The organism is Dechloromonas hankyongensis, from assembly GCF_022012295.1.
Taxonomy (GTDB): Bacteria; Pseudomonadota; Gammaproteobacteria; order Burkholderiales; family Rhodocyclaceae; genus Azonexus; species Azonexus hankyongensis.
Map to the genome: position 1 here is coordinate 174,750 of NZ_JAKLTN010000001.1, position 19,326 is coordinate 194,075.

At 64.0% G+C, this 19,326-nt stretch carries 17 protein-coding genes and 1 pseudogene; 6 read left to right on the forward strand and 12 right to left on the reverse strand.

Annotated elements, in window-relative coordinates:
• The first annotated feature begins 5 nt into the window (after positions 1 to 5).
• A complete protein-coding gene (locus LZ012_RS00830) occupies positions 6 to 1,331 on the forward strand; it encodes a TolC family outer membrane protein (RefSeq protein WP_275706559.1) in 1,326 nt (441 codons plus the stop codon).
• On the opposite strand, the gene waaA is transcribed toward LZ012_RS00830, so the two are convergent.
• Both waaA and waaC read right to left on the reverse strand, forming a co-directional pair.
• On the reverse strand, positions 1,297 to 2,559 hold the full coding sequence (gene waaA / locus LZ012_RS00835; protein WP_275709587.1) for a lipid IV(A) 3-deoxy-D-manno-octulosonic acid transferase: 1,263 nt from the start codon (positions 2,557 to 2,559) through the stop codon (positions 1,297 to 1,299). The genes LZ012_RS00830 and waaA overlap by 35 nt on opposite strands.
• Complete coding sequence (gene waaC, locus LZ012_RS00840) at positions 2,556 to 3,494, reverse strand: lipopolysaccharide heptosyltransferase I (RefSeq protein ID WP_275706560.1); 939 nt, start codon at positions 3,492 to 3,494, stop codon at positions 2,556 to 2,558. The genes waaA and waaC overlap by 4 nt, the downstream gene beginning before the upstream one ends.
• 54 nt (positions 3,495 to 3,548) lie before the next feature.
• On the opposite strand from waaC, the gene LZ012_RS00845 reads away from it, so the two are divergent.
• From LZ012_RS00845 to LZ012_RS00860, 4 genes are read left to right on the forward strand one after another with little or no spacing between them, the layout of a single operon-like run.
• The gene (locus tag LZ012_RS00845) at positions 3,549 to 4,319 is read left to right on the forward strand and encodes a glycosyltransferase family 2 protein (protein WP_275706561.1); all 771 of its coding nucleotides are present in this window, start codon (positions 3,549 to 3,551) and stop codon (positions 4,317 to 4,319) included.
• A gap of 31 nt (positions 4,320 to 4,350) precedes the next feature.
• Positions 4,351 to 5,358 carry an NAD-dependent epimerase gene (locus LZ012_RS00850; protein ID WP_275706562.1) on the forward strand — a complete coding sequence of 336 codons (1,008 nt, stop codon included), beginning with the start codon at positions 4,351 to 4,353 and terminating at the stop codon, positions 5,356 to 5,358.
• A gap of 9 nt (positions 5,359 to 5,367) precedes the next feature.
• Positions 5,368 to 7,191: a glutamine--fructose-6-phosphate transaminase (isomerizing) gene (gene glmS / locus LZ012_RS00855; protein WP_275706563.1), complete on the forward strand. Its 1,824-nt coding sequence runs from the start codon at positions 5,368 to 5,370 to the stop codon at positions 7,189 to 7,191.
• A gap of 4 nt (positions 7,192 to 7,195) precedes the next feature.
• On the forward strand, positions 7,196 to 8,026 hold the full coding sequence (locus LZ012_RS00860; protein ID WP_275706564.1) for a symmetrical bis(5'-nucleosyl)-tetraphosphatase: 831 nt from the start codon (positions 7,196 to 7,198) through the stop codon (positions 8,024 to 8,026).
• 190 nt (positions 8,027 to 8,216) lie between these two features.
• Here LZ012_RS00860 and LZ012_RS00865 read toward each other — a convergent pair.
• From LZ012_RS00865 to LZ012_RS00905, 9 genes and pseudogenes are all read right to left on the reverse strand, one after another.
• Positions 8,217 to 8,852: pseudogene (locus LZ012_RS00865) on the reverse strand (lysophospholipid acyltransferase family protein); the annotation flags it as partial.
• Complete coding sequence (locus LZ012_RS00870) at positions 8,738 to 9,499, reverse strand: GNAT family N-acetyltransferase (protein ID WP_275706566.1); 762 nt, start codon at positions 9,497 to 9,499, stop codon at positions 8,738 to 8,740. The gene LZ012_RS00870 and the pseudogene LZ012_RS00865, both read right to left, overlap by 115 nt.
• Before the next feature lie 97 nt (positions 9,500 to 9,596).
• Complete coding sequence (locus LZ012_RS00875) at positions 9,597 to 10,529, reverse strand: carbohydrate kinase family protein (RefSeq protein ID WP_275706567.1); 933 nt, start codon at positions 10,527 to 10,529, stop codon at positions 9,597 to 9,599.
• Positions 10,530 to 10,535: 6 nt separating this feature from the next.
• A complete protein-coding gene (locus tag LZ012_RS00880) occupies positions 10,536 to 11,666 on the reverse strand; it encodes a DUF3426 domain-containing protein (protein WP_275706568.1) in 1,131 nt (376 codons plus the stop codon).
• On the reverse strand, positions 11,642 to 12,532 hold the full coding sequence (prmA, locus tag LZ012_RS00885) for a 50S ribosomal protein L11 methyltransferase (RefSeq protein ID WP_275706570.1): 891 nt from the start codon (positions 12,530 to 12,532) through the stop codon (positions 11,642 to 11,644). Before prmA ends, LZ012_RS00880 begins: the two co-directional genes overlap by 25 nt.
• 2 nt (positions 12,533 to 12,534) lie before the next feature.
• Positions 12,535 to 13,893, reverse strand: coding sequence for an acetyl-CoA carboxylase biotin carboxylase subunit (gene accC, locus LZ012_RS00890; RefSeq protein ID WP_275706571.1), 1,359 nt, complete (start codon positions 13,891 to 13,893; stop codon positions 12,535 to 12,537).
• A 10-nt stretch (positions 13,894 to 13,903) separates the two neighbouring features.
• Positions 13,904 to 14,362 (reverse strand): acetyl-CoA carboxylase biotin carboxyl carrier protein, encoded by a 459-nt coding sequence (gene accB / locus LZ012_RS00895; protein ID WP_275706572.1) that lies wholly within the window; start codon positions 14,360 to 14,362, stop codon positions 13,904 to 13,906.
• 56 nt (positions 14,363 to 14,418) lie between these two features.
• Positions 14,419 to 14,898 carry a type II 3-dehydroquinate dehydratase gene (gene aroQ / locus LZ012_RS00900; protein WP_275706573.1) on the reverse strand — a complete coding sequence of 160 codons (480 nt, stop codon included), beginning with the start codon at positions 14,896 to 14,898 and terminating at the stop codon, positions 14,419 to 14,421.
• Positions 14,899 to 14,937: 39 nt separating this feature from the next.
• The gene (locus LZ012_RS00905) at positions 14,938 to 15,528 is read right to left on the reverse strand and encodes a hypothetical protein (protein WP_275706574.1); all 591 of its coding nucleotides are present in this window, start codon (positions 15,526 to 15,528) and stop codon (positions 14,938 to 14,940) included.
• Positions 15,529 to 15,579: 51 nt separating this feature from the next.
• Here LZ012_RS00905 and mpl point away from each other — a divergent pair, with 51 nt between their 5' ends.
• Positions 15,580 to 16,926: a UDP-N-acetylmuramate:L-alanyl-gamma-D-glutamyl-meso-diaminopimelate ligase gene (gene mpl, locus LZ012_RS00910; protein WP_275706575.1), complete on the forward strand. Its 1,347-nt coding sequence runs from the start codon at positions 15,580 to 15,582 to the stop codon at positions 16,924 to 16,926.
• Positions 16,927 to 17,020: 94 nt separating this feature from the next.
• Here the strand turns inward: mpl and LZ012_RS00915 are convergent, their stop codons facing one another.
• Positions 17,021 to 19,297, reverse strand: coding sequence for an NADP-dependent malic enzyme (locus tag LZ012_RS00915; protein ID WP_275706577.1), 2,277 nt, complete (start codon positions 19,295 to 19,297; stop codon positions 17,021 to 17,023).
• Positions 19,298 to 19,326 lie beyond the last annotated feature (29 nt).

Consider the following 19,326-nt stretch of genomic DNA (forward strand, 5'->3'; position numbering starts at 1 on the left):
ATGGCATGAAAAAGCTCGCCTGGCTGCTCGTTTCGCCCCTGATCGCTGCGCCGCTCCACGCCGCCGATCTGATGCAGGTCTATCGCGACGCCCAGGGCAACGATCCGACCTTCGCCGCAGCCCGCTCCACCTTCGAAGCCGGCCAGGAAAAGCAGCCGCAGACACGTGCCGGCCTGCTGCCCAGCCTGACCTTGTCCGGCAACACGGTGTGGAACGAGAACGAGCTGTCCACGCACGGCGGCGCCACCTTCGCCAAACCGAACTACAACTCCAACGGCTATCAGCTGACCCTGTCGCAACCGCTGTTCCGCTGGCAGAACTGGATCGCCTACGACCAGTCGAAAATGCAGGTCGCCCAAGCCGAGGCCAATTTCGGGCTGGCCCGCCAAGACCTCATCCTGCGCGTCGCCCAAGCCTATTTCGATGTGCTGTACGCCCAGGAAAGCCTGTCCGCTGTGCAGGCCAACAAGCAGGCCATCGCCCAGCAACTGGAACTGGCCAAGAAGAGCTTCGAAGTCGGCACCGCGACCATCACCGATACGCACGAAGCGCAGGCCCGCTACGACCTGGCCAGCGCCCAGGAAATCGCCGCCGAAAGCGACCTCGAAGTCAGGCAGCGCACGCTGCAGGCCATCGTCGGCCAGGAGCCGGGTGCGCTCGCCCAATTGCGCAAGACAGCCGAACTGACGCCGCCACAGCCGGGCAACATGAACGAATGGGTCAGCGCCGCCGAAACTGGCAGCCTGAACGTGCAGGTCCAGCAATACAACGCCAACATTGCCGCCCGCGAGGTCGACAAGCAGCGCGCCGGCCATTATCCGACCCTCGATGCAGTCGCCAATTACGGCTATGCCAAGAGCTATACGCCGGCCTTCGGCAGCTACGACACCGATTTCCAGAACGTCGGCATCCAGCTCAACATCCCGCTCTTTTCGGGCGGCCTGACCGCGTCGCGCCAGCGCGAAGCTAGCGCCAACCGCGCCGCGGCCGAATCTACCCTGGAAGGGGCCAAGCGCAGCGCTGCCCTCGGCGCCCGCCAGTACTATCTCGGCGTCGTCAATGGCCTGGCCCAGGTCAAGGCGCTGAAAGCGGCCCTGATCTCGTCGCAATCGGCGCTCGAATCGAACAAGCTGGGCTACGAAGTCGGCGTGCGCATCAACATCGATGTGCTGAACGCCGAGAACCAGGTCTATGTCACCCGCCGCGACCTGGCAAAGGCCACGCTCGATACGCTAATGGCGCAACTGCGCCTGAAGTCAGCGACCGGCGCGCTGGGCGACGACGACATCGCCCAGATCAACGCCCTGCTCGACCCGTCCACCGTTCGATAAGACCCAGCATCCGTTCCGCCGCCCCCTGATGGGCGTGTGCGAACTGAGCGGCAGCGGCCCGCATCGCGGCTAGACGCCCAACATCCCGCAGCAGCGCATCGACACCAGCCCCCAACTCGTCGGCGTTGGCCACCCGCTGCGCCGCGCCCGCCGCGATGGCATCGTCGGTCGCCTGCAGGAAGTTGAAGGTGTGCGGCCCGACGAGCACCGGACAGCCGCAGGCCGCCGCCTCGATCAGGTTCTGCCCGCCGAGCGGCAACAGGCTGCCGCCAATGAAAGCCAGGTCGGCAAGGCTGAAATAGGCGGCCATCTCGCCCATGCTGTCGCCCAGCCAGACCTCGGTGTCCGCTGCCGGCAGCCCCTGGCTGCGGCGGACCGAACGCAGACCAGACTGCTGCAACAGCTTCGCCACTTCGTCGAAACGTTGCGGATGGCGCGGCACCAGGACCAGCAAGGCGCCGGGAATCGCCACCTGGCGCCAGGCCTCGAGGACCAGCGTTTCCTCGCCTTCGCGCGTGCTGGCGGACAGCCATACCGGCCGCTCGCCGACAGCCTGCCGCCACTGGCGTCCGAGGTCGATCTTGTCGGCCGGCGGACGCACATCGAATTTCAGGTTGCCGCACACCTCGACCACCGTCGCCCCCAGGCCGGCCAGGCGCTCGGCGTCCCCCGCCGTCTGCGCCGCCACGCCGGACAAGGCGGCAAAGGCCGGGGAAACCAGCGCCCGGAAGCGGCCGTAACCGCGGGCCGAACGCACCGATAACCGGGCATTGGCCAGCGCCACCGGCACGCCGGCACGCCGGGCGGTGAGCAGCAGATTGGGCCAGATTTCGGTTTCCATCAACACCCCGAAGGCCGGTCGGAAATGGTGGAAGAAGCGGCCCACCGCCCCGGGATAGTCGTAAGGCAGGTAGGCCTGGATCACCCGCTCGCCATACACCTCGCGCCCGGCGGCCCGCCCGGTCGGCGTCATGCCGGTAAGCAGGATGCGATGCTCCGGCCAGCGGGCAAGCAGGCCGTCGATGAGCGGCTGGGCAGCCCGCGTTTCGCCGACGGAAACGGCATGCACCCAGATCAGCCTGGCCGGTGCCGGCTGGCCATAAAACCCGTAGCGCTCGCCGAGATGGTGCAGGTATTCAGGCTGCTTGCGGCCACGCCACAGTAGGCGCAGCCAGATCAGCGGCGTGATCAAATAAAGCAGCAGGCTGTAGGCGAGGCGCGCCATCAGGCCAGTACCGCCTGCAATTCGCCGAGCACCGCGTCGGCCGCCGGAATTTGCGCCTTGCCGCCCAGGTTGCGGTGGAAACCCGTCCCCAACACGCCGGTCAAGCCGGGGTCGGTAGCGGTATAGATCGCCACGGTCGGCGTCTTCAGGGCTACCGCCAGATGCGTCAGGCCGGTATCGACGCCAATCGCTGCCCGGGCGCCGGCGAGCAGCGCGGCCAACTCGGGAATGCTCATCGGCGGGGCGGCCAGCGCCCTCGGAATGGTCGCCGCCAGGCGTGCCGCCCGCTCCCGCTCGACGGCGCTGCCACCGGGCAGAATCGCGTTGAAGCCCATGCTGTTCAGCGCGCGGCCGAGCGCTGTCCAGTTCGCTTCCGGCCACAGTTTGTCGTCGCGGCTGGTTGCCGTCAGAAACACCACGTAGGGGCGATGCGGCAACCACGGAAAGGCGCCGGGCGCCGTATCGACCCCGTAATCCGGCTCGCCGTCGGCCTTGTAGCCCAGCGCCGCTGCTGCCAGCAGACGGTTGCGCACCACCGCATGCAGGTCGCGGGAAACGTGAAAGTGCCGATGATAGCAGCGCGCCGCCAGCGGCTCGCGGGCCGAAGCGGCGGCATATCCCAGACGCGGCCCTTGGGCGCAGCGGGCAATCAGGGCGCTTTTCAGCAATCCCTGCGTATCGATCACCGCATCGTAGGATGCCGCAGCGATCTGCCGGCGAAATGCTGCGATTTCCCGCCAAGTGGCTGCCTTCGCTAGCTGCTTGCGCCAGCGGCGGATAGCCACAGGGATGACGGCCCGCACCGCCGGATGCAGGCGCGGGATGGCGGCAAAACTGTCCTCGACGCACCAGTCGATCTGGGCATCGGGAAAATGATAGCGAATGTCGCTGATCGCCGGCAAATTGTGGATGACGTCGCCGAGCGAGGAAGTTTTCACGATCAAAATGCGCATCGGCGGATAAAATCACGGCTTTCGAAGCCGCAATTATAAATGCCAGCCACGCGTCAGCCGCTTTCCGTTGCAATCATTACCCTCAACGCCGCCTCCCAACTGGAGGACTGCCTGAAGAGCGCGCGCTTTGCCGACGAAATCGTGGTCGTCGATTCCGGCAGCGCGGATGGCACGCAGGCGCTGGCTGAGCGCTATGGCGCCCGCGTCATCGCCCAGGACTGGCTGGGCTTCGGACCGCAGAAGCAGTTTGCGGTCGATGCCGCCCGGCACGACTGGGTGCTCTGCCTGGACGCCGACGAGCGCGTCTCGCCCGATCTGCAAACCAGTATCGAAAACGCGCTCCGGCAGCCGGCCCATGGCGCCTACCGCTTCCCGCGCTGCAACCGCTTTCTCGGCCGCTACCTGAAACACGGTGAAGGCTATCCCGACTGGTCGCTGCGCCTGTTCGACCGCCGCCAAGGCCGCTGGTCGACCGATGCCGTTCATGAAAAGGTGGTCGCCGACGGCCCGGTCGGTACGCTGGACGGCGATCTGCTGCACAACTCGGCCGAAACGCTGGCCGCCTACCTGACCAAGCAGAACCGCTACACCACGCTGGCTGCCGACATGGCCCTGCAAGCGGGCAAGCGCGCTTCGTTCGGGCGCATCGCCTTCAGCCCCGTCGTCCGCTTCATCAAGTTCTACGTGATCCGCCAGGGCTTCCGCGACGGACTGCCCGGCCTCATCCACATCGCCATCGGTTGCATGAACAGCTTCGTCAAATATGCCAAGATGCTGGAGCGGCAAAAATCGGATGCTGCACTGCGGTAAAATATCGTGATCATTTCTTCGAGGTAGTTTCGTGAAAATTCTCGTTACCGGCGCCGCCGGCTTCATCGGCATGACCACTTCCCTGCGCCTGTTGGCGCGCGGCGACGAAGTCGTCGGCCTCGACAACCTGAACGACTATTACGAGGTCTCGCTGAAGGAAAACCGCCTGAAGCGCCTGACCGCCCTGCCCGGCTTCCGCTTCGTCAAGCTCGACGTCGGCGACCGCGCCGGCATGGAAAAACTGTTCGCCGAGGAAAAGTTCGACAAGGTCATTCACCTGGCCGCCCAGGCCGGCGTTCGCTACTCGATCCAGAATCCGCATGCCTACGTCGACAGCAATCTGGTCGGCTTCATCAACATCCTAGAAGGTTGCCGCCACAACCAGGTCCAGCATCTGGTCTACGCCTCCAGCTCCAGCGTCTATGGCGGCAACACCAAGATGCCCTTCTCGGAACACGACAGCGTCGATCACCCGGTCAGCCTGTACGCCGCGACCAAGAAGGCCAATGAGCTGATGGCCCATACCTACAGCCACCTCTACGGCCTGCCGACCACCGGTCTGCGCTTCTTCACGGTCTATGGCCCGTGGGGCCGCCCGGACATGGCGCTCTTCCTGTTCACCAAGGCCATCCTCGAAGGCCGGCCGATCGACGTCTTCAACCACGGCAACATGAAGCGCGATTTCACCTACGTGGACGACATCGTCGAAGGCGTCATCCGCGTCCTCGACAAGAATGCAGCGGCCAATCCGGATTACGACGCCATCTCGGCCGACCCGGCGACCAGCAACGCGCCCTACCGCGTGTTCAACATCGGCAATAACAACCCCGTGCAACTGCTCGACTTCATCGGCGCCATCGAGGACGCCCTTGGCCAGAAGGCCGAAAAGCGCCTGCTGCCGCTGCAGGACGGCGACGTGCCGGCCACCTACGCCAACACCGACCTGCTCAACGACTGGGTCGGCTTCGTCCCCGGCACCACCGTCCAGGAAGGCGTCGGCCGCTTCATCGCCTGGTATCGCGATTACTACAAGGTTTAAGGAACAGTCATGTGTGGCATCGTCGCAGCAGCAGCCGGTAACAACATCGTTCCCGTCCTCGTCGAGGGCTTGAAGAAACTCGAATATCGCGGCTACGACTCGGCCGGCCTGGCCGTCATCGGCGCCGGCGCCATTGAGCGCGTGCGTTCGGTCGGCCGCGTTGCCGAACTGGAAACCGCCTCGGCCTGCACGCAGGCGGTCACCGGCATCGCCCACACCCGCTGGGCGACGCACGGCGTTCCCTGCGAACGTAATGCCCACCCGCACGTTTCCGGCTCCATCGCGGTGGTCCATAACGGCATCATCGAAAACTACGAATCCCTGCGCAGCGAACTGACCGCCCAGGGCTACGTCTTCACCTCGGACACCGACACCGAGAGCATCGCCCACCTGGTCCAGGCCATCCTGAAGAGCGAACCGGACCTGTTCAAGGCCGTTCGCCTCGCCTGCCAGCGCCTGGTCGGCGCCTACGCCATCGCCGTCATCGATCACGCCCAGCCTGGCCGCATCGTCGTCGCCCGCGAGGGCTCGCCGCTGCTGCTCGGCGTTTCCGACAGCGGCAACTACGCCGCCTCCGATGCCTCGGCCCTGCTCCAAGTCACCCGCAACATGGTCTATCTGGAAAACGGCGACATCGCCGAACTGAGCGCCGACCAGGTCCGCATCACCCGCCTCGACGGTACGCCGGTCGAACGCCCGGTCCATGTCTCGCAGCTTTCCGCCGCCGCGGTCGAACTGGGCAACTACCGGCACTACATGCAGAAGGAAATCTTCGAGCAGCCGGAAGCCCTGGCCAATACGCTGGAAATCGTCGGCGGCAGCAAGACCATACAACCGGGTATTTTCGGGGCCGAAGCCGGCAACCTGCTGGCCGATGTCGACCACATTCTGATCCTGGCCTGCGGCACCAGCAGCCACTCTGGCTACACCGCCCGCTACTGGCTCGAAGCCATCGCCGGCGTGCCGTGCACCGTCGAAATCGCCAGCGAATACCGCTACCGCACCTCGGTCGCCAACCCGCGCCAGCTGGTGGTCGCCATTTCGCAGTCCGGCGAAACGGCCGACACCCTGGCCGCCTTGCGCCACGCCAAGTCGCTCGGCCAGAGCAAGACCCTGGCCATTTGCAACGTGCCGGAATCGGCCATCGTCCGCGAATGCGCCCTGCGCTTCATCACCCGCGCCGGCCCGGAAATCGGTGTCGCCTCGACCAAGGCCTTCACCACCCAGCTGGCCGCCCTCTTCCTGCTCACCTTGGTCATGGCCAAGGTCAAGAACCGGCTGGCTCAGGAACAGGAAAGCACCTTCATCGACCAGCTGCGCCACCTGCCGGTCGCCGTAAATAAAGTGCTAGAACTGGAAGACGAAATCGAAGTCTGGGCCAAGCGCTTCGCCGATAAGCAGCACGCCCTGTTCCTCGGTCGCGGCCGTCATTACCCGATTGCCCTCGAAGGTGCGCTCAAGCTCAAGGAAATTTCCTACATCCACGCCGAAGCCTATCCGGCCGGCGAACTGAAGCATGGCCCGCTGGCCCTGGTCGATGCCAACATGCCGGTCATTTCGGTCGCCCCGAACGACCAGCTGCTCGACAAGCTGAAGTCCAACCTGAAGGAAGTCCAGGCCCGCGGCGGCGAACTCTACGTCTTCGCCGACGCCGATTCGGAAATCCCGGAATCGGAAGGCGTGCACATCCTGCGCCTGCCCGAGCACTACGGTGAACTGTCGCCCATCCTGCACGTGATCCCGCTGCAACTGCTGTCCTACCACGCCGCGCTGGTCAAAGGGACTGACGTCGACAAGCCGCGCAACCTGGCAAAGTCCGTCACCGTAGAGTAGCCCGATGGCCACTTACGCCATCGGCGACATCCAGGGCTGCTACGACTCGCTGGAAAGGCTGCTGGCGCTGTGCGCCTTCGATCCGACCCACGACCGCCTGTGGCTGGTCGGCGACCTGGTCAACCGCGGCCCTAAATCGCTGGAGACGCTGCGCCTGATCAAGTCGCTCGGCCCGGCGGCGATGACGGTCCTCGGCAACCACGATCTCTACCTGCTGATGGTCGCCGAAGGCGGCGCCAAGTTCCGCGGCAAGGACGACACGCTGCAAGCCATTTTTGACGCCCCGGATTGTGCCGAATTGCTCGACTGGCTGCGCCACCAGCCGCTGTGCCACACCGAGGGCCCGTATTGCCTGGTGCATGCCGGACTGCTGCCGCAATGGACGGCTGCCCGCGCCCGCGAACTGGCCCGGGAAGTGGAAGCCGCCTTGCAAGGACCGGACTTCCACGAATTTATCCTGAATCTGTGGGGCAGCGAACCGGCCGCCTGGTCGGACGATCTGACCGGCTGGCCGCGCCTGCGCGTCATCGTCAACGCCATGACCCGCATGCGTTTCTGCACGCCGGACGGCGCCATGGAATTCAAGGCCAAAGGCAAGTTGAGCAACGCGCCGGAAAACCACCTGCCGTGGTTCAACTTGCCCAACCGCCAGTATGCCGATTCGGTGCTGGTCACCGGCCACTGGTCGGCGCTCGGCCTGAAAGTTACACCGAACTTTCTCGCGCTCGACTCAGGCTGCCTGTGGGGCGGCCATTTGACGGCAGTTCGCCTGGAAGATCGGCGGGTGTTCCAGGTGGATTGCTCACCATCGGAAGCCCAGCCCCCAAAGCGATAGCCTCGCGGGCCTGAGCCGCGACTTGCTTGCGGTCCTCGCCGTTCAAACCGCGCAAGGGCGTGGTCACCAGCCGGGCGATCAGGCGCTTGCGCCCCAGTATGGCCCGCGTGCATTGGCCCAGCGAAATATCGCCGTCGTAGCGCGGCGCCAGGCTGCGCTGGCCATCGAGTTCCCAGTAGGAAATAGCCACCGGCAGCACCGGGTGCCCGGCACTCAGCGCCGGTTGCAGCAGCGCGGCGTGAAAATGCAGCAGACTACGGCCGTCGGTCGTCGTGCCCTCGGGGAAGACGGCGACATGGCGCCCCTGGTCGAGCAGGCCGGCAATTTCCTGATTGATGATTTTGGCGTGGCCACGGCTGCCACGGCGCAGGAAGATGGTGTCGTTCTTCGCCGCCAGCCAGCCGATCAGCGGCCAGTGCCGGACCTCCTCCTTGGACACGAAGGCCGCCGGCAAGGCGGCATTGATCACGTAGATGTCGATCCACGAAATGTGATTGGCCACGATCAGGGCGCCGGGAACCGCGTGGGTCAGATCAGCCTCGACTTCGACGCCCAGCGCGTCGAGCAGCGCCGCCGCCCAGCTCGCCTTCAGGCGCCGCCGGGCCGCTTCGCCGCAGATCGGAAAAGCCAGCAGCGTGACGATGACCGCGCTGCAAACGAGCAGGATAAGGCGAAAAATCCGAAAGGCGCGGAGCGCAAAGTTGGTTTGGTTCAGTCTGATTGCCCTAAGTAGTGCTTGGCGTAACGTCCGGCCACCTTGGCCATCGGCATCAGGATGGGCAGGTCGGCCGTATTGAAATCGGGATCCCAGGCCGGTTCGCCGCAAATCCAGGCCCCAGCACGCAGGTAACCCTTGATCAGCGGCGGCACTTCGGCCGGACGATCCTGCTGTAGCGCCGCCAGGGGCAGCGGGCAGCGCGGAAAGACGCGGTACTCCTGCGGCCCGAGGTGATCGGCAGCCAGACGATTATACAAGCTGGCCGCAGCATGCCCGCCATCGGCCATACTGATCGACGCGCAGCCCATCAGGTAGTCGTAGCCGCGCTCGACCATGTATTGCGCCAGGCCGGACCACAGCAGCGTGATGGTGGCGCCGGTACGATAGTCTGGATGGACGCAGGAGCGGCCGATTTCGACCAGACGCGAACGCAGGTGCTGCAGGCGAGTCAGGTCGAACTCGTTTTCCGAGTAGTAACCGATCTGGCGCGCGTTGTCCGGCGACAGGATGCGGTAGGTGCCGACGATCTCGCCGCTCTGCGTGTCGCGAACGACGAGGTGTTCGCAATAGGGGTCGTAGATGTCGTGATCGACGCCCGGGGTGCGACTGGGCAGGTTGGCGCCCATCTCACCGGCGAAGACGCGATAGCGCAGGCGCTGGGCGTCGAGGATGTCGCTCTGGCTGCGGGCAAAACCGACGGCCAGGCTTCTCTTTTCGGGGCGGACGCGTCCGGCACCCTTCTGGATATGTTCCATCTTGTTCTCCTTAGTTTCCTGGAGAACAAGTCTGGAACAGCCATGTTACACGCGCGTTGCCTGCAGGTGACGCCGCCGTGTCAGCACAATCGAAGCCTTACCAGGGCAGGGCGCCGAAGGCCTTGCGGTAGCGCTCGCCGATTTCCTCGCGGCTGGGCTGGTGATTCTGACCGCCGCGATGGGCGATCTTGATCGCCCCCATGACGGCTGCCAGGCGGCCGGTGGTCGGCCAGTCGAAACCGTTGGCGATGCCGTAGAGCAGGCCGGAACGATAGGCGTCGCCGCAGCCAGTCGGATCGACGATCTGTTCGGCTTCGACACAGGGAATGTCGTAACGCTGGCCGTTGGCGTAGATCTCCGAGCCTTCACCGCCGCGCGTCACGATCAGTGCCTTGACCTCGCCGGCCAGCTGTTCGAGGCTGCGGCCGGTACGGTCGCACAGCAGCTTGGCCTCGTAGTCGTTGAAGCAGGCGAAATCGGCCAGACGCATGAAATCGAGCAGCTCGTCGCCGTTGAACATCGGCATGCCCTGGCCCGGATCGAAGATGAACGGCACGCCGGCATCGGCAAAGTCGCGGGCGTGCTGCATCATGCCTTCGCGGCCGTCCGGCGCGACGATGCCGAGCTTGGCGTTGGCCTTGGCCACCTTGTTCAGGTGCGAAAAGCTCATCGCACCCGGGTGGAAGGCGGTGATCTGGTTGTCGTCGAGGTCGGTGGTGATGAAGGCCTGGGCGGTGAAGCTGCCCGGCACCTGGCGCACGTGGCTTCGCGGCAGGCCCAGCGTGTCCAGGCGGTCGAGGTAAGGCACGGCATCGTCGCCGACCGTCGCCATGATCGTCGCGTCGCCGCCGAGCAGCATCAGGTTGTAGGCGATGTTGCCGGCACAACCGCCGAATTCGCGGCGCATTTCGGGAACCAGGAAAGCCACGTTCAGGATGTGGATCTGCTCGGGCAGGATGTGGTTCTTGAAGCGGTCCGGGAAGACCATAATGTTGTCGAAAGCGAGCGAACCGCAGATGAGAGTAGTCATGGGGTATCAGGGATAAAAAATGTAAAGGCGATAACCGGAGGCGCCGACGTCCTTGGCCTCGATCCACAGGCGGACGGCGACGTCGCCATTGGCCGGGAAAGCGTCGGCAGTGGTGCCCGGAGGAAGATATTCGGCGGCGTACATGACGCGCCGGGCAACAACCGCATCGTTGGTATCAGTCAGGCTCAATTCGAGCGCCGGCCAGGCCTGCGGATAAGCCGCGCGATTCTTCAGCGTGGCCTGCAGCACGAACAGGCCGCGGGCATTGTCCGATTGCAGGTCGGAGGTTTCGATGGAAACCAGCCCCGGATTTCTTGGCAACGGGATATCGATACCGAACAGTTTGTACGCCGACTGAGCAAACGGCAGGCGCAGCACGATGTCCGTCCGGTAGTAGTGCACGACTTGCAGCAACAGGGCAATCAGCAGCAGCACTGCCACCAGCACGAAAGGCCATTTGGCGCGCCTGGCCGACTCGCCGTCAAAGGCGCCGCGACCGTCACCGGCAAGCGCGCCGGCAGCCCAGCGGTTGTACGAGTTGGCCTCGGCCAGCTCGCGCGCGGCGACCAGCCCGGCTTCGCGGGCGGCCAAGGTCGACTGTTCCGGGGTTTCGTGGCCCTCGCCGTTCGTTCCCCAGCGGTCGGCCGGACTGGCGATCAGGGTTTCGGCCGCGTCGAAGCGGATGACCTCGGGAATATCCGTTTCATCGTGATCGTCGTCGTGAACCGCTGCCTTGTCATCCAGAGGCATGGCTGGCGAATCAGACAGCCCGGGATCGTGAAAATCACGCCCGGCCACCAGGGTCGCCGCCGGATCGAATGGCTCTGGCTCTGGCTCTGGCTCTGGCTCTGGCTCTGGCTCTGGCTCTGGCTCAGGCTCGCCAGCAAGCGAAATCGGAGCCAGCTCCGGTTCAACGAGCGGTTCGGGCTGCAAAGCGACGGGAGATTCCTCGATCGGGGCGGCAACCAGCGTTTCATCGCCGTCGACCTGCCACTGGTCGAAGGCATTGAACACGGCCTGACAATGCCCGCAGCGCACCTTGCCGGCCTTGCGTCGCAACTGCTCGGAGGTGACACGGAAAATCGTGCCGCACTCCGGGCAGCGGGTCCGCATCAGGGCCTGGTCCCGCTCAGGCATACCCAGTCCTCACGTACATCGGCCACCTGCAGCGGAATCCATTGCGCATAGATGGCCACGATTTCATCCACCTGCTCGCGCAGGATGCCCGATAAGGCCAGCCACCCGCCGGAGCGGACATGGGCGCAGATGGCCGGAGCCAGGACGCGCAGCGGATTAGACAGAATGTTGGCCACGACCACATCATACTCGCCGGCAACCGGCACGGCCGAGTCGGCGAAAAGTGCCGTCACGCCGTTGCGTTCGGCGTTGGCCTTGGCGGCCTCGACCGCTTGCGGGTCGATATCGACCCCGGCGACATGGCCAGCGCCCAGACGGGCAGCGGCGATGGCCAGGATGCCCGAACCGCAACCGTAGTCGAGTACCGTACAGCCATCGGCAACGTTGCGCTCCAGCCACTCCAGGCACAGCCGAGTGGTCGGATGGGAGCCGGTGCCGAAAGCCATTCCGGGATCGAGAATCAGGTTGATCGCCGCCGGATCGGGCGACTCGTGCCAGGACGGCACGATCCACAACCGCTCGGAAACACGGATCGGATCGAATTGCGACTGGGTCAACTGCACCCAGTTCTGCTCAGCCACCGGTTCCACGGTAAAAAACGGAACTTCGGCCAGTCCGATGATTTGGGCCGCCTCGCTGAGCACAGCCGCCACGTCGGCATCCGGCTCGAGCAGCACGACGACTTTCGAACGATTCCAGCCCGGCGTATTGACCGACCCCGGCTCGCCGAATTGCGGCTGCTCGTCCGGCGTACCTGCATCGGCGTCCTCGATGCTGGCCGACAGCGCTCCCGCCTCAAGCAGGGCGTCGCACATCGGTTCAGCGTGCGACACATCGGTCAGGAAGCTGACATTTTGCCAAGACATCGTTACGACTTGACCTCGTTCTTGTCGGCCAGCTTGTGCTCCAGATAATGGATGCTGGTGCCGCCTTCGACGAAGCGCGCGTCGAGCATCAATTCCTGGTGCAGCGGGATGTTGGTCTTGATGCCCTGGATGCTCATTTCGGACAGCGCAATACGCATGCGGCGGATGGCCTGCTCGCGGGTATCGCCATAAGAAATGACCTTGGCGACCATCGAATCGTAGTGCGGCGGAACGCGATAGCCCTGGTAGATATGGGAATCGACGCGGATGCCCGGGCCGCCCGGCGGATGGTAGAACTCGATATTGCCGGGAGAAGGCACGAACGTGAAGGGATCTTCGGCGTTGATGCGGCATTCGATGGCATGGCCACGGAAGGCGATGTCCTTCTGCTTGTAGCGCAGCTTTTCGCCGGCTGCCACCCGGATTTGTTCCTGGACGATATCGACACCGGTGATCATTTCGGTCACCGGATGCTCGACCTGGACGCGGGTGTTCATTTCGATGAAGTAGAACTCACCGTTCTCGTACAGGAATTCGAAGGTACCGGCGCCGCGGTAACCGATCTTGCGGCAGGCTTCGGCGCAGCGTTCGCCGATACGGGAAATAAGACGGGCCGGAATATGCGGCGCCGGCGCTTCCTCGATCACCTTCTGGTGGCGGCGCTGCATGGAGCAATCGCGCTCGCCGAGGTAGATGGCGTTCTTGAATTCGTCGGCCAGCACCTGGATTTCCACATGGCGCGGATTTTCCAGATACTTTTCCATGTAAACCGCCGGATTGCCGAAGAAACTGTTGGCCTCCTGACGGGTCAGCTGGACGGCATTGACCAGCGCGGCTTCGGTATGCACGACGCGCATGCCGCGACCACCACCGCCGCCGGCGGCCTTGATGATCACCGGATAACCGACGGCACGGGCGATCTTGACGATTTCCTTGGGGTCTTCCGGCAATGCGCCGTCGGAACCCGGCACGCAGGGCACGCCGGCCGCCTTCATGGCATCCTTGGCCGACACCTTGTCGCCCATCAGGCGGATGGTTTCGGCGCGCGGACCGATGAAGACGAAACCGGAAGTCTCGACGCGCTCGGCAAAATCGGCATTTTCGGACAGGAAGCCGTAGCCCGGGTGGATGGCCTGGGCATCGGTCACTTCGGCTGCGGAAATGATGGCCGGGACGTTCAGATAGCTGAGCGAGGAGGCGGCAGGGCCGATACAGACCGATTCGTCGGCCAGCTTGACGTACTTGGCATCGCGGTCGGCCTCGGAGTGCACGACGACCGTCTTGATGCCCAGTTCGCGACAGGCGCGCTGAATGCGCAGGGCGATCTCACCGCGATTGGCAATAAGGACTTTTTCAAACATGGCGGCTGTCTCAGCCGATCACGAACAGCGGTTCGCCGAATTCGACCGGTTCGCCGTTATCGAGCAGGATGGCCTTGACGACGCCGGAAGCGTCGGCTTCGATCTCGTTGAGCAGCTTCATGGCTTCGATGATGCACAGGGTTTCGCCCTGCTTGACGGTCTGGCCGACCTGCACGAAGGCATCGGCGCCCGGCGACGGCGAGCGGTAGAAGGTCCCGACCATCGGCGACTTGACGATGTGGCCTTCCGGAAGCTCATCCTCGTCGTCCAGATTGACCGACGAAGCGGCGGGTGCAGCACCGGCAACCGGCATGGCTGCCGGCATCATGTATTGCTGCATCGGGGCAGCGGCGACGGCGCCGTAATGCTTGGCGATACGCACCTTCTCTTCGCCTTCGGTGACTTCCAGTTCCGAGATGCCGGATTCCTGAACGAGGTCGATAAGTTTCTTGAGTTTGCGCAGATCCATGAAGAACTCCTGTTGATTGCGTTCGCAGAACGCAAAAGCAGCCGGCCGAAGCCTGGCTATTCGAGATTAAGCTTGTTGAGCAGGTATTCGAGAGCGAGGCGATAGCCCTCGTGACCCAGGCCGCAGATAACGCCGATGGCCAGGTCGGAAAAATACGAGTGATGCCGGAAGGGTTCGCGGGCATGCACGTTGGACAGATGCACTTCGACGAAGGGAATGGCCACGCCAGCCAGCGCATCGCGCAGCGCCACGCTGGTATGCGTATAGGCCGCCGGATTGATGATGATCGCCCGCACGCCCTGCTCGCGGGCGGCATGGATGCGTTCGATCAACGCGCCTTCGTGATTGCTCTGAAAGGATTCCAGGTCGACACCAGCCCGCTCGGCCATCCGGGCCAGAGCCATATCGATGTCGGAGAGGGTGACGCTGCCATAGTGCTCCGGCTCGCGGGTGCCCAACAGGTTCAGGTTGGGACCGTGCAGGACCAGGATACGGGACTTTTCGGCTGACTTGGAAGTGGATTTTCGCTTCGTCATAGCTGCAAGTTTGCCGCAAATCGCAGCATTTTGTCCAGCTTATTCCGAAATCAAGACCCTCAGGGCATCGGCGCGGATGCGGTCGCGTGGCCGGCCATCGCGGAACTTCAGGGCCACCCGTTCAAGATGCGGCGGCATGATAACAAGGTTGGCGTCGGCTGTGTCGGTTTCCATGACCAGAACCGCCTCGACCCGCTCATTGCGCGGGTCGACATGATCGACATCGATGCCACGATTGAGCAGGAAAATCTCGACCTCCTTGGCGCTGTCGGCAAAGAGCAGGATGTCGATATGCGAATACTCACCGGCCGTGCCGTCGAGCACCGATCCGGTCAGGTAGGGATTGAACGGCGCCAGTAATTCGAGCAGGTCAAGCGCCGTCTGGCGCATGGCGAGCAACATCTGCTCGTGCTCTTCGCCTTGATACAGGCTGCGGTAGGCGCGCAGTTCGGCCTCGACCTCGGCGTTGTCAGGGAATTGCGTATGCTCGGGCAGGCCCAACTGGCGGGCCGCCTTCTTCTTGGCCAGATGGAAATCGGAAATGCCATCCTCGGCCATCAGGCGGGCGGCGGCGCTGGCGATGCTGGCCCGGGTGCCGTGGCTCGGGCGTTGCCTTTCGTGACGGGTCATGGCGGACTCGATCAAGGTAGAATCGCCCCCATTCTAACGGGTCTATGTGACATGCACATTCATATTCTGGGTATCTGCGGCACCTTCATGGGCGGCATTGCACAACTGGCGGTCGACTCCGGCCACAAGGTCACCGGCTGCGACGCCAACGTCTATCCGCCGATGAGCGACCAATTGCGCGACGCCGGCATCGAACTGATTGAAGGCTTCGCCGCCGACCAACTGGCCCTGAGCCCGGATATTTTCGTGATCGGCAATGCGGTGTCGCGCGGCAATCCGCTGCTCGAAGCCATTCTCGACAAGGGCCTGCCCTACGTCTCCGGCCCGCAATGGCTGGCCGAGAACGTGTTGCAGGGACGCTGGGTACTCGGCGTCGCCGGCACGCACGGCAAGACGACGACCAGCTCGATGCTGGCCTGGATACTGGAAGACGCCAACATGGCGCCCGGCTTCCTGATCGGCGGCGTGCCGCTCAATTTCGGCGTTTCGGCCCGCCTCGGCGACACGCCGTTCTTCGTCATCGAAGCCGACGAATACGACACGGCTTTCTGCGACAAGCGGTCCAAGTTCGTCCATTACCGGCCGCGGACTGCCGTGCTGAACAATCTCGAATTCGATCACGCCGACATTTTCAGCGATCTGGCGGCCATCGAGACGCAATTCCACCATCTGGTGCGCACCCTGCCGCAATCCGGCCTCATCGTTTCCAATGCCGCCGAAGCCAGCCTGGAGCGTGTGCTGGCGCGCGGCTGCTGGACGCCGGTCGAGCGTTTCAACGATCCGGCCGGCTATCGCGTCAGCGGCGACGACGCGCGCGGCGAACTGGTCTTGCACGGCCCGGAGGGGGTCATTGGCCGCAGCCGCTGGAATCTGTCTGGCGAACACAATCGCGCCAACGCCTGCGCCGCGCTGCTCGCCGCCCGCCATGTCGGCGTGCCGCTGGCCCAGGGGCTGGAGGCGCTGTCGCGCTTCGAGAACGTCAAACGGCGCATGGAAGTGCGCGGTGAAGTGCGCGGCGTCACCGTCTATGACGACTTCGCCCACCACCCGACCGCCATCGCCACCACCGTCGCCGGCCTGCGCCGCAAGGTCGGCAAGGCGCGCATCCTGGCCGTGCTCGAACCGCGCTCCAACACGATGAAGCTGGGCACGATGAAATCCCAGTTGCCGGACAGCCTGCGCGAAGTCGACGCCGCTTTCTGCTACGCCGGCAACCTGGGCTGGGATGCCCGCGAAGCGCTGGCCCCGATGGGCGAACGGGCCATCGTCGAGGAAAACCTCGACCGCCTGGTCGATCAAGTCACCCTGGCCGCGCAACCGGGCGACCACATCCTGGTCATGAGCAACGGCGGTTTCGGCGGCATCCACGGCAAGTTGCTGAACGCCCTGGCGGATTAAACCAACCGCTATTCCGCGCAGGCGGGAACGACGCATACAAAAAAGCCGCCGGAAATTCCGGCGGCTTTTTTCATTGGGCGACTACCGGACGGAATCAGCGTTCCATCGACTCCACGACAGCCAGAGCCGTCATATTAACCAGACGACGCACGGTGGCGGTCGAGGTCAGCACGTGCACCGGACGCGCCGCGCCGAGCAGGATGGGGCCGATGGTCACGCCTTCGCCACCGGTCATCTTGATCAGGTTGTACGAGATGTTGGCCGCGTCGATATTCGGCATGACCAGCAGGTTGGCCTCGCCGGTGAGCGGGGAGTCCGGATTGGCTTCACGGCGGATGTCTTCATTCAGCGCCGAATCGCCGTGCATTTCGCCATCGACTTCCAGCTCGCCGGCCGACATGGCCGAAACCAACCCAGCGGCCTTGCTCATCTTGCGCGCCGACTCGGAATTGCTGGAACCGAAATTGGAGTGCGACAGCAGCGCGACCTTCGGGTGGCTGCCGAAGCGTTTGACCTGTTCGGCCGCCATCAGGGTCATTTCGGCGATTTCCTCGGCGCTCGGATTTTCGTTCACATGCGTGTCGCAGATGAAGAGCGAGCGACCGGGCAGCATCAGGTAGTTCATGGCGGCCAGCGTATTGACGCCATGACGCTTGCCGATGATTTCGCGGATCACGCCGAGGTGGTGGCTGTACTGGCCAGTCATGCCGCAGATCATGCCGTCGGCATAGCCCAGCTTGAGCAGCATGGCGCCGATCACGGTCGGCTTGCGGCGCATGGCTTCCTTGGCGATGGCCGGCGTGACGCCACGGCGTGAATTCAGCTTGTGGTAAGCCGACCAGCACTCGCGGTAGCGTTCGTCGGATTCCGGATTGACGATGTCGAAATCGGCGCCCGGACGGATGCGCAGATTGGCTTTTTCCAGACGGCGTTCGATGACTTCCGGACGGCCGATGAGGATCGGGCGGGCGAATTTTTCCTCGATCACGACCTGAACGGCACGCAATACGCGCTCATCTTCGCCTTCCGTGTAAATAATGCGCTTGCCCTTGGCCTGACGGGCGGCCTGGAAAATGGCGCGCATGCCGACACCGGTGTGATAGACGAATTCCGACAGCTTGGCGCGGTAGGCGGCCCAGTCGGTGATCGGCCGGGTGGCGACACCGGAATCCATGGCGGCTTGCGCCACGGCCGGGGCGATCTTGACGATCAGGCGCGGGTCGAAAGGCTTCGGAATCAGGTATTCCGGGCCGAAATTCAGGTCGTGGCCGGGATAGGCCATGGCCACTTCGTCGGTCACTTCGGCTTCGGCCAATTCGGCGATGGCGCGCACCGAGGCCATCTTCATTTCTTCGGTAATGCGGGTGGCGCCGACATCGAGCGCGCCGCGGAAGATGAAGGGGAAGCACAGCACGTTATTGACCTGGTTCACGTAGTCAGAACGGCCGGTGGCGATGATGGCGTCCGGACAGACTTCCTTGACCAGTTCCGGCATGATTTCCGGGGTCGGGTTGGCCAGTGCGAAGATCATCGGCTTGGCGGCCATGGTCTTGATCATGTCCTGCTTGACGACACCGGCGGTGGACAGGCCGAGGAAGACGTCAGCGCCGACCATGGCGTCGGACAGGGTGCGCTTGTCGGTATTCTGGGCGTAACGGGCTTTGGTTGCATCCATGCCACCCGGACGGTCGACGTAGATCACGCCCTTGGAGTCGCAGACGGTGATGTTCTCGCGCTTGACGCCGAGATCGCACCACAGGTTCAGGCAGGAAATGGCGGCGGCGCCGGCGCCCGAGCAGACGACCTTGATCTCGTCGATCTTCTTGCCGACGATCTTCAGGCCGTTGAGCATGGCGGCGGCGGAAATGATGGCCGTACCGTGCTGGTCGTCGTGGAAGACCGGAATGCTCATCCGTTCCTTCAGCTTCTCCTCGATGTAGAAGCATTCCGGCGCCTTGATGTCTTCCAGGTTGATGCCGCCGAGCGTCGGCTCCATGGCGGCGATCATGTCGATCAGCTTGTCTGGATCGTTTTCGGCCAGTTCGATGTCGAAAACGTCGATGCCGGCGAACTTCTTGAACAGGCAACCCTTGCCTTCCATCACCGGCTTGGCGGCCAGCGGGCCGATGTTGCCGAGGCCGAGCACGGCGGTGCCGTTGGTGATGACGCCAACTAGGTTGGCGCGCGAAGTCATTTCAGCCGCCGTGGCCGGATCTTCGACGATCAGGTCGCAGGCCGCGGCGACGCCCGGAGAGTAGGCCAGCGCCAGGTCGCGCTGGTTGGTCAGGCCCTTGGTCGGGCGGACAGAAATCTTGCCGGGGGTGGGCCAGCGATGGTATTCGAGTGCGGCTTCGCGCAAATCCTTTTCCACGAAATCTCCTTGGCGTTCGGGTTAGGGAA

Excerpts from the sequence above, each read along its gene's own strand:
- LZ012_RS00905 (WP_275706574.1), bottom strand. The coding sequence starts at position 15,528 with ATGACCCGTCACGAAAGGCAACGCCCGAGCCACGGCACCCGGGCCAGC.
- accB (WP_275706572.1), bottom strand. The coding sequence starts at position 14,362 with ATGGATCTGCGCAAACTCAAGAAACTTATCGACCTCGTTCAGGAATCC.
- LZ012_RS00875 (WP_275706567.1), bottom strand. The coding sequence starts at position 10,529 with ATGACTACTCTCATCTGCGGTTCGCTCGCTTTCGACAACATTATGGTC.
- LZ012_RS00845 (WP_275706561.1), top strand. The coding sequence starts at position 3,549 with ATGCCAGCCACGCGTCAGCCGCTTTCCGTTGCAATCATTACCCTCAAC.
- mpl (WP_275706575.1), top strand. The coding sequence starts at position 15,580 with ATGCACATTCATATTCTGGGTATCTGCGGCACCTTCATGGGCGGCATT.
- prmA (WP_275706570.1), bottom strand. The coding sequence starts at position 12,532 with ATGTCTTGGCAAAATGTCAGCTTCCTGACCGATGTGTCGCACGCTGAA.
- LZ012_RS00830 (WP_275706559.1), top strand. The coding sequence starts at position 6 with ATGAAAAAGCTCGCCTGGCTGCTCGTTTCGCCCCTGATCGCTGCGCCG.
- LZ012_RS00880 (WP_275706568.1), bottom strand. The coding sequence starts at position 11,666 with ATGCCTGAGCGGGACCAGGCCCTGATGCGGACCCGCTGCCCGGAGTGC.
- accC (WP_275706571.1), bottom strand. The coding sequence starts at position 13,893 with ATGTTTGAAAAAGTCCTTATTGCCAATCGCGGTGAGATCGCCCTGCGC.
- aroQ (WP_275706573.1), bottom strand. The coding sequence starts at position 14,898 with ATGACGAAGCGAAAATCCACTTCCAAGTCAGCCGAAAAGTCCCGTATC.
- glmS (WP_275706563.1), top strand. The coding sequence starts at position 5,368 with ATGTGTGGCATCGTCGCAGCAGCAGCCGGTAACAACATCGTTCCCGTC.
- LZ012_RS00870 (WP_275706566.1), bottom strand. The coding sequence starts at position 9,499 with ATGGAACATATCCAGAAGGGTGCCGGACGCGTCCGCCCCGAAAAGAGA.
- LZ012_RS00860 (WP_275706564.1), top strand. The coding sequence starts at position 7,196 with ATGGCCACTTACGCCATCGGCGACATCCAGGGCTGCTACGACTCGCTG.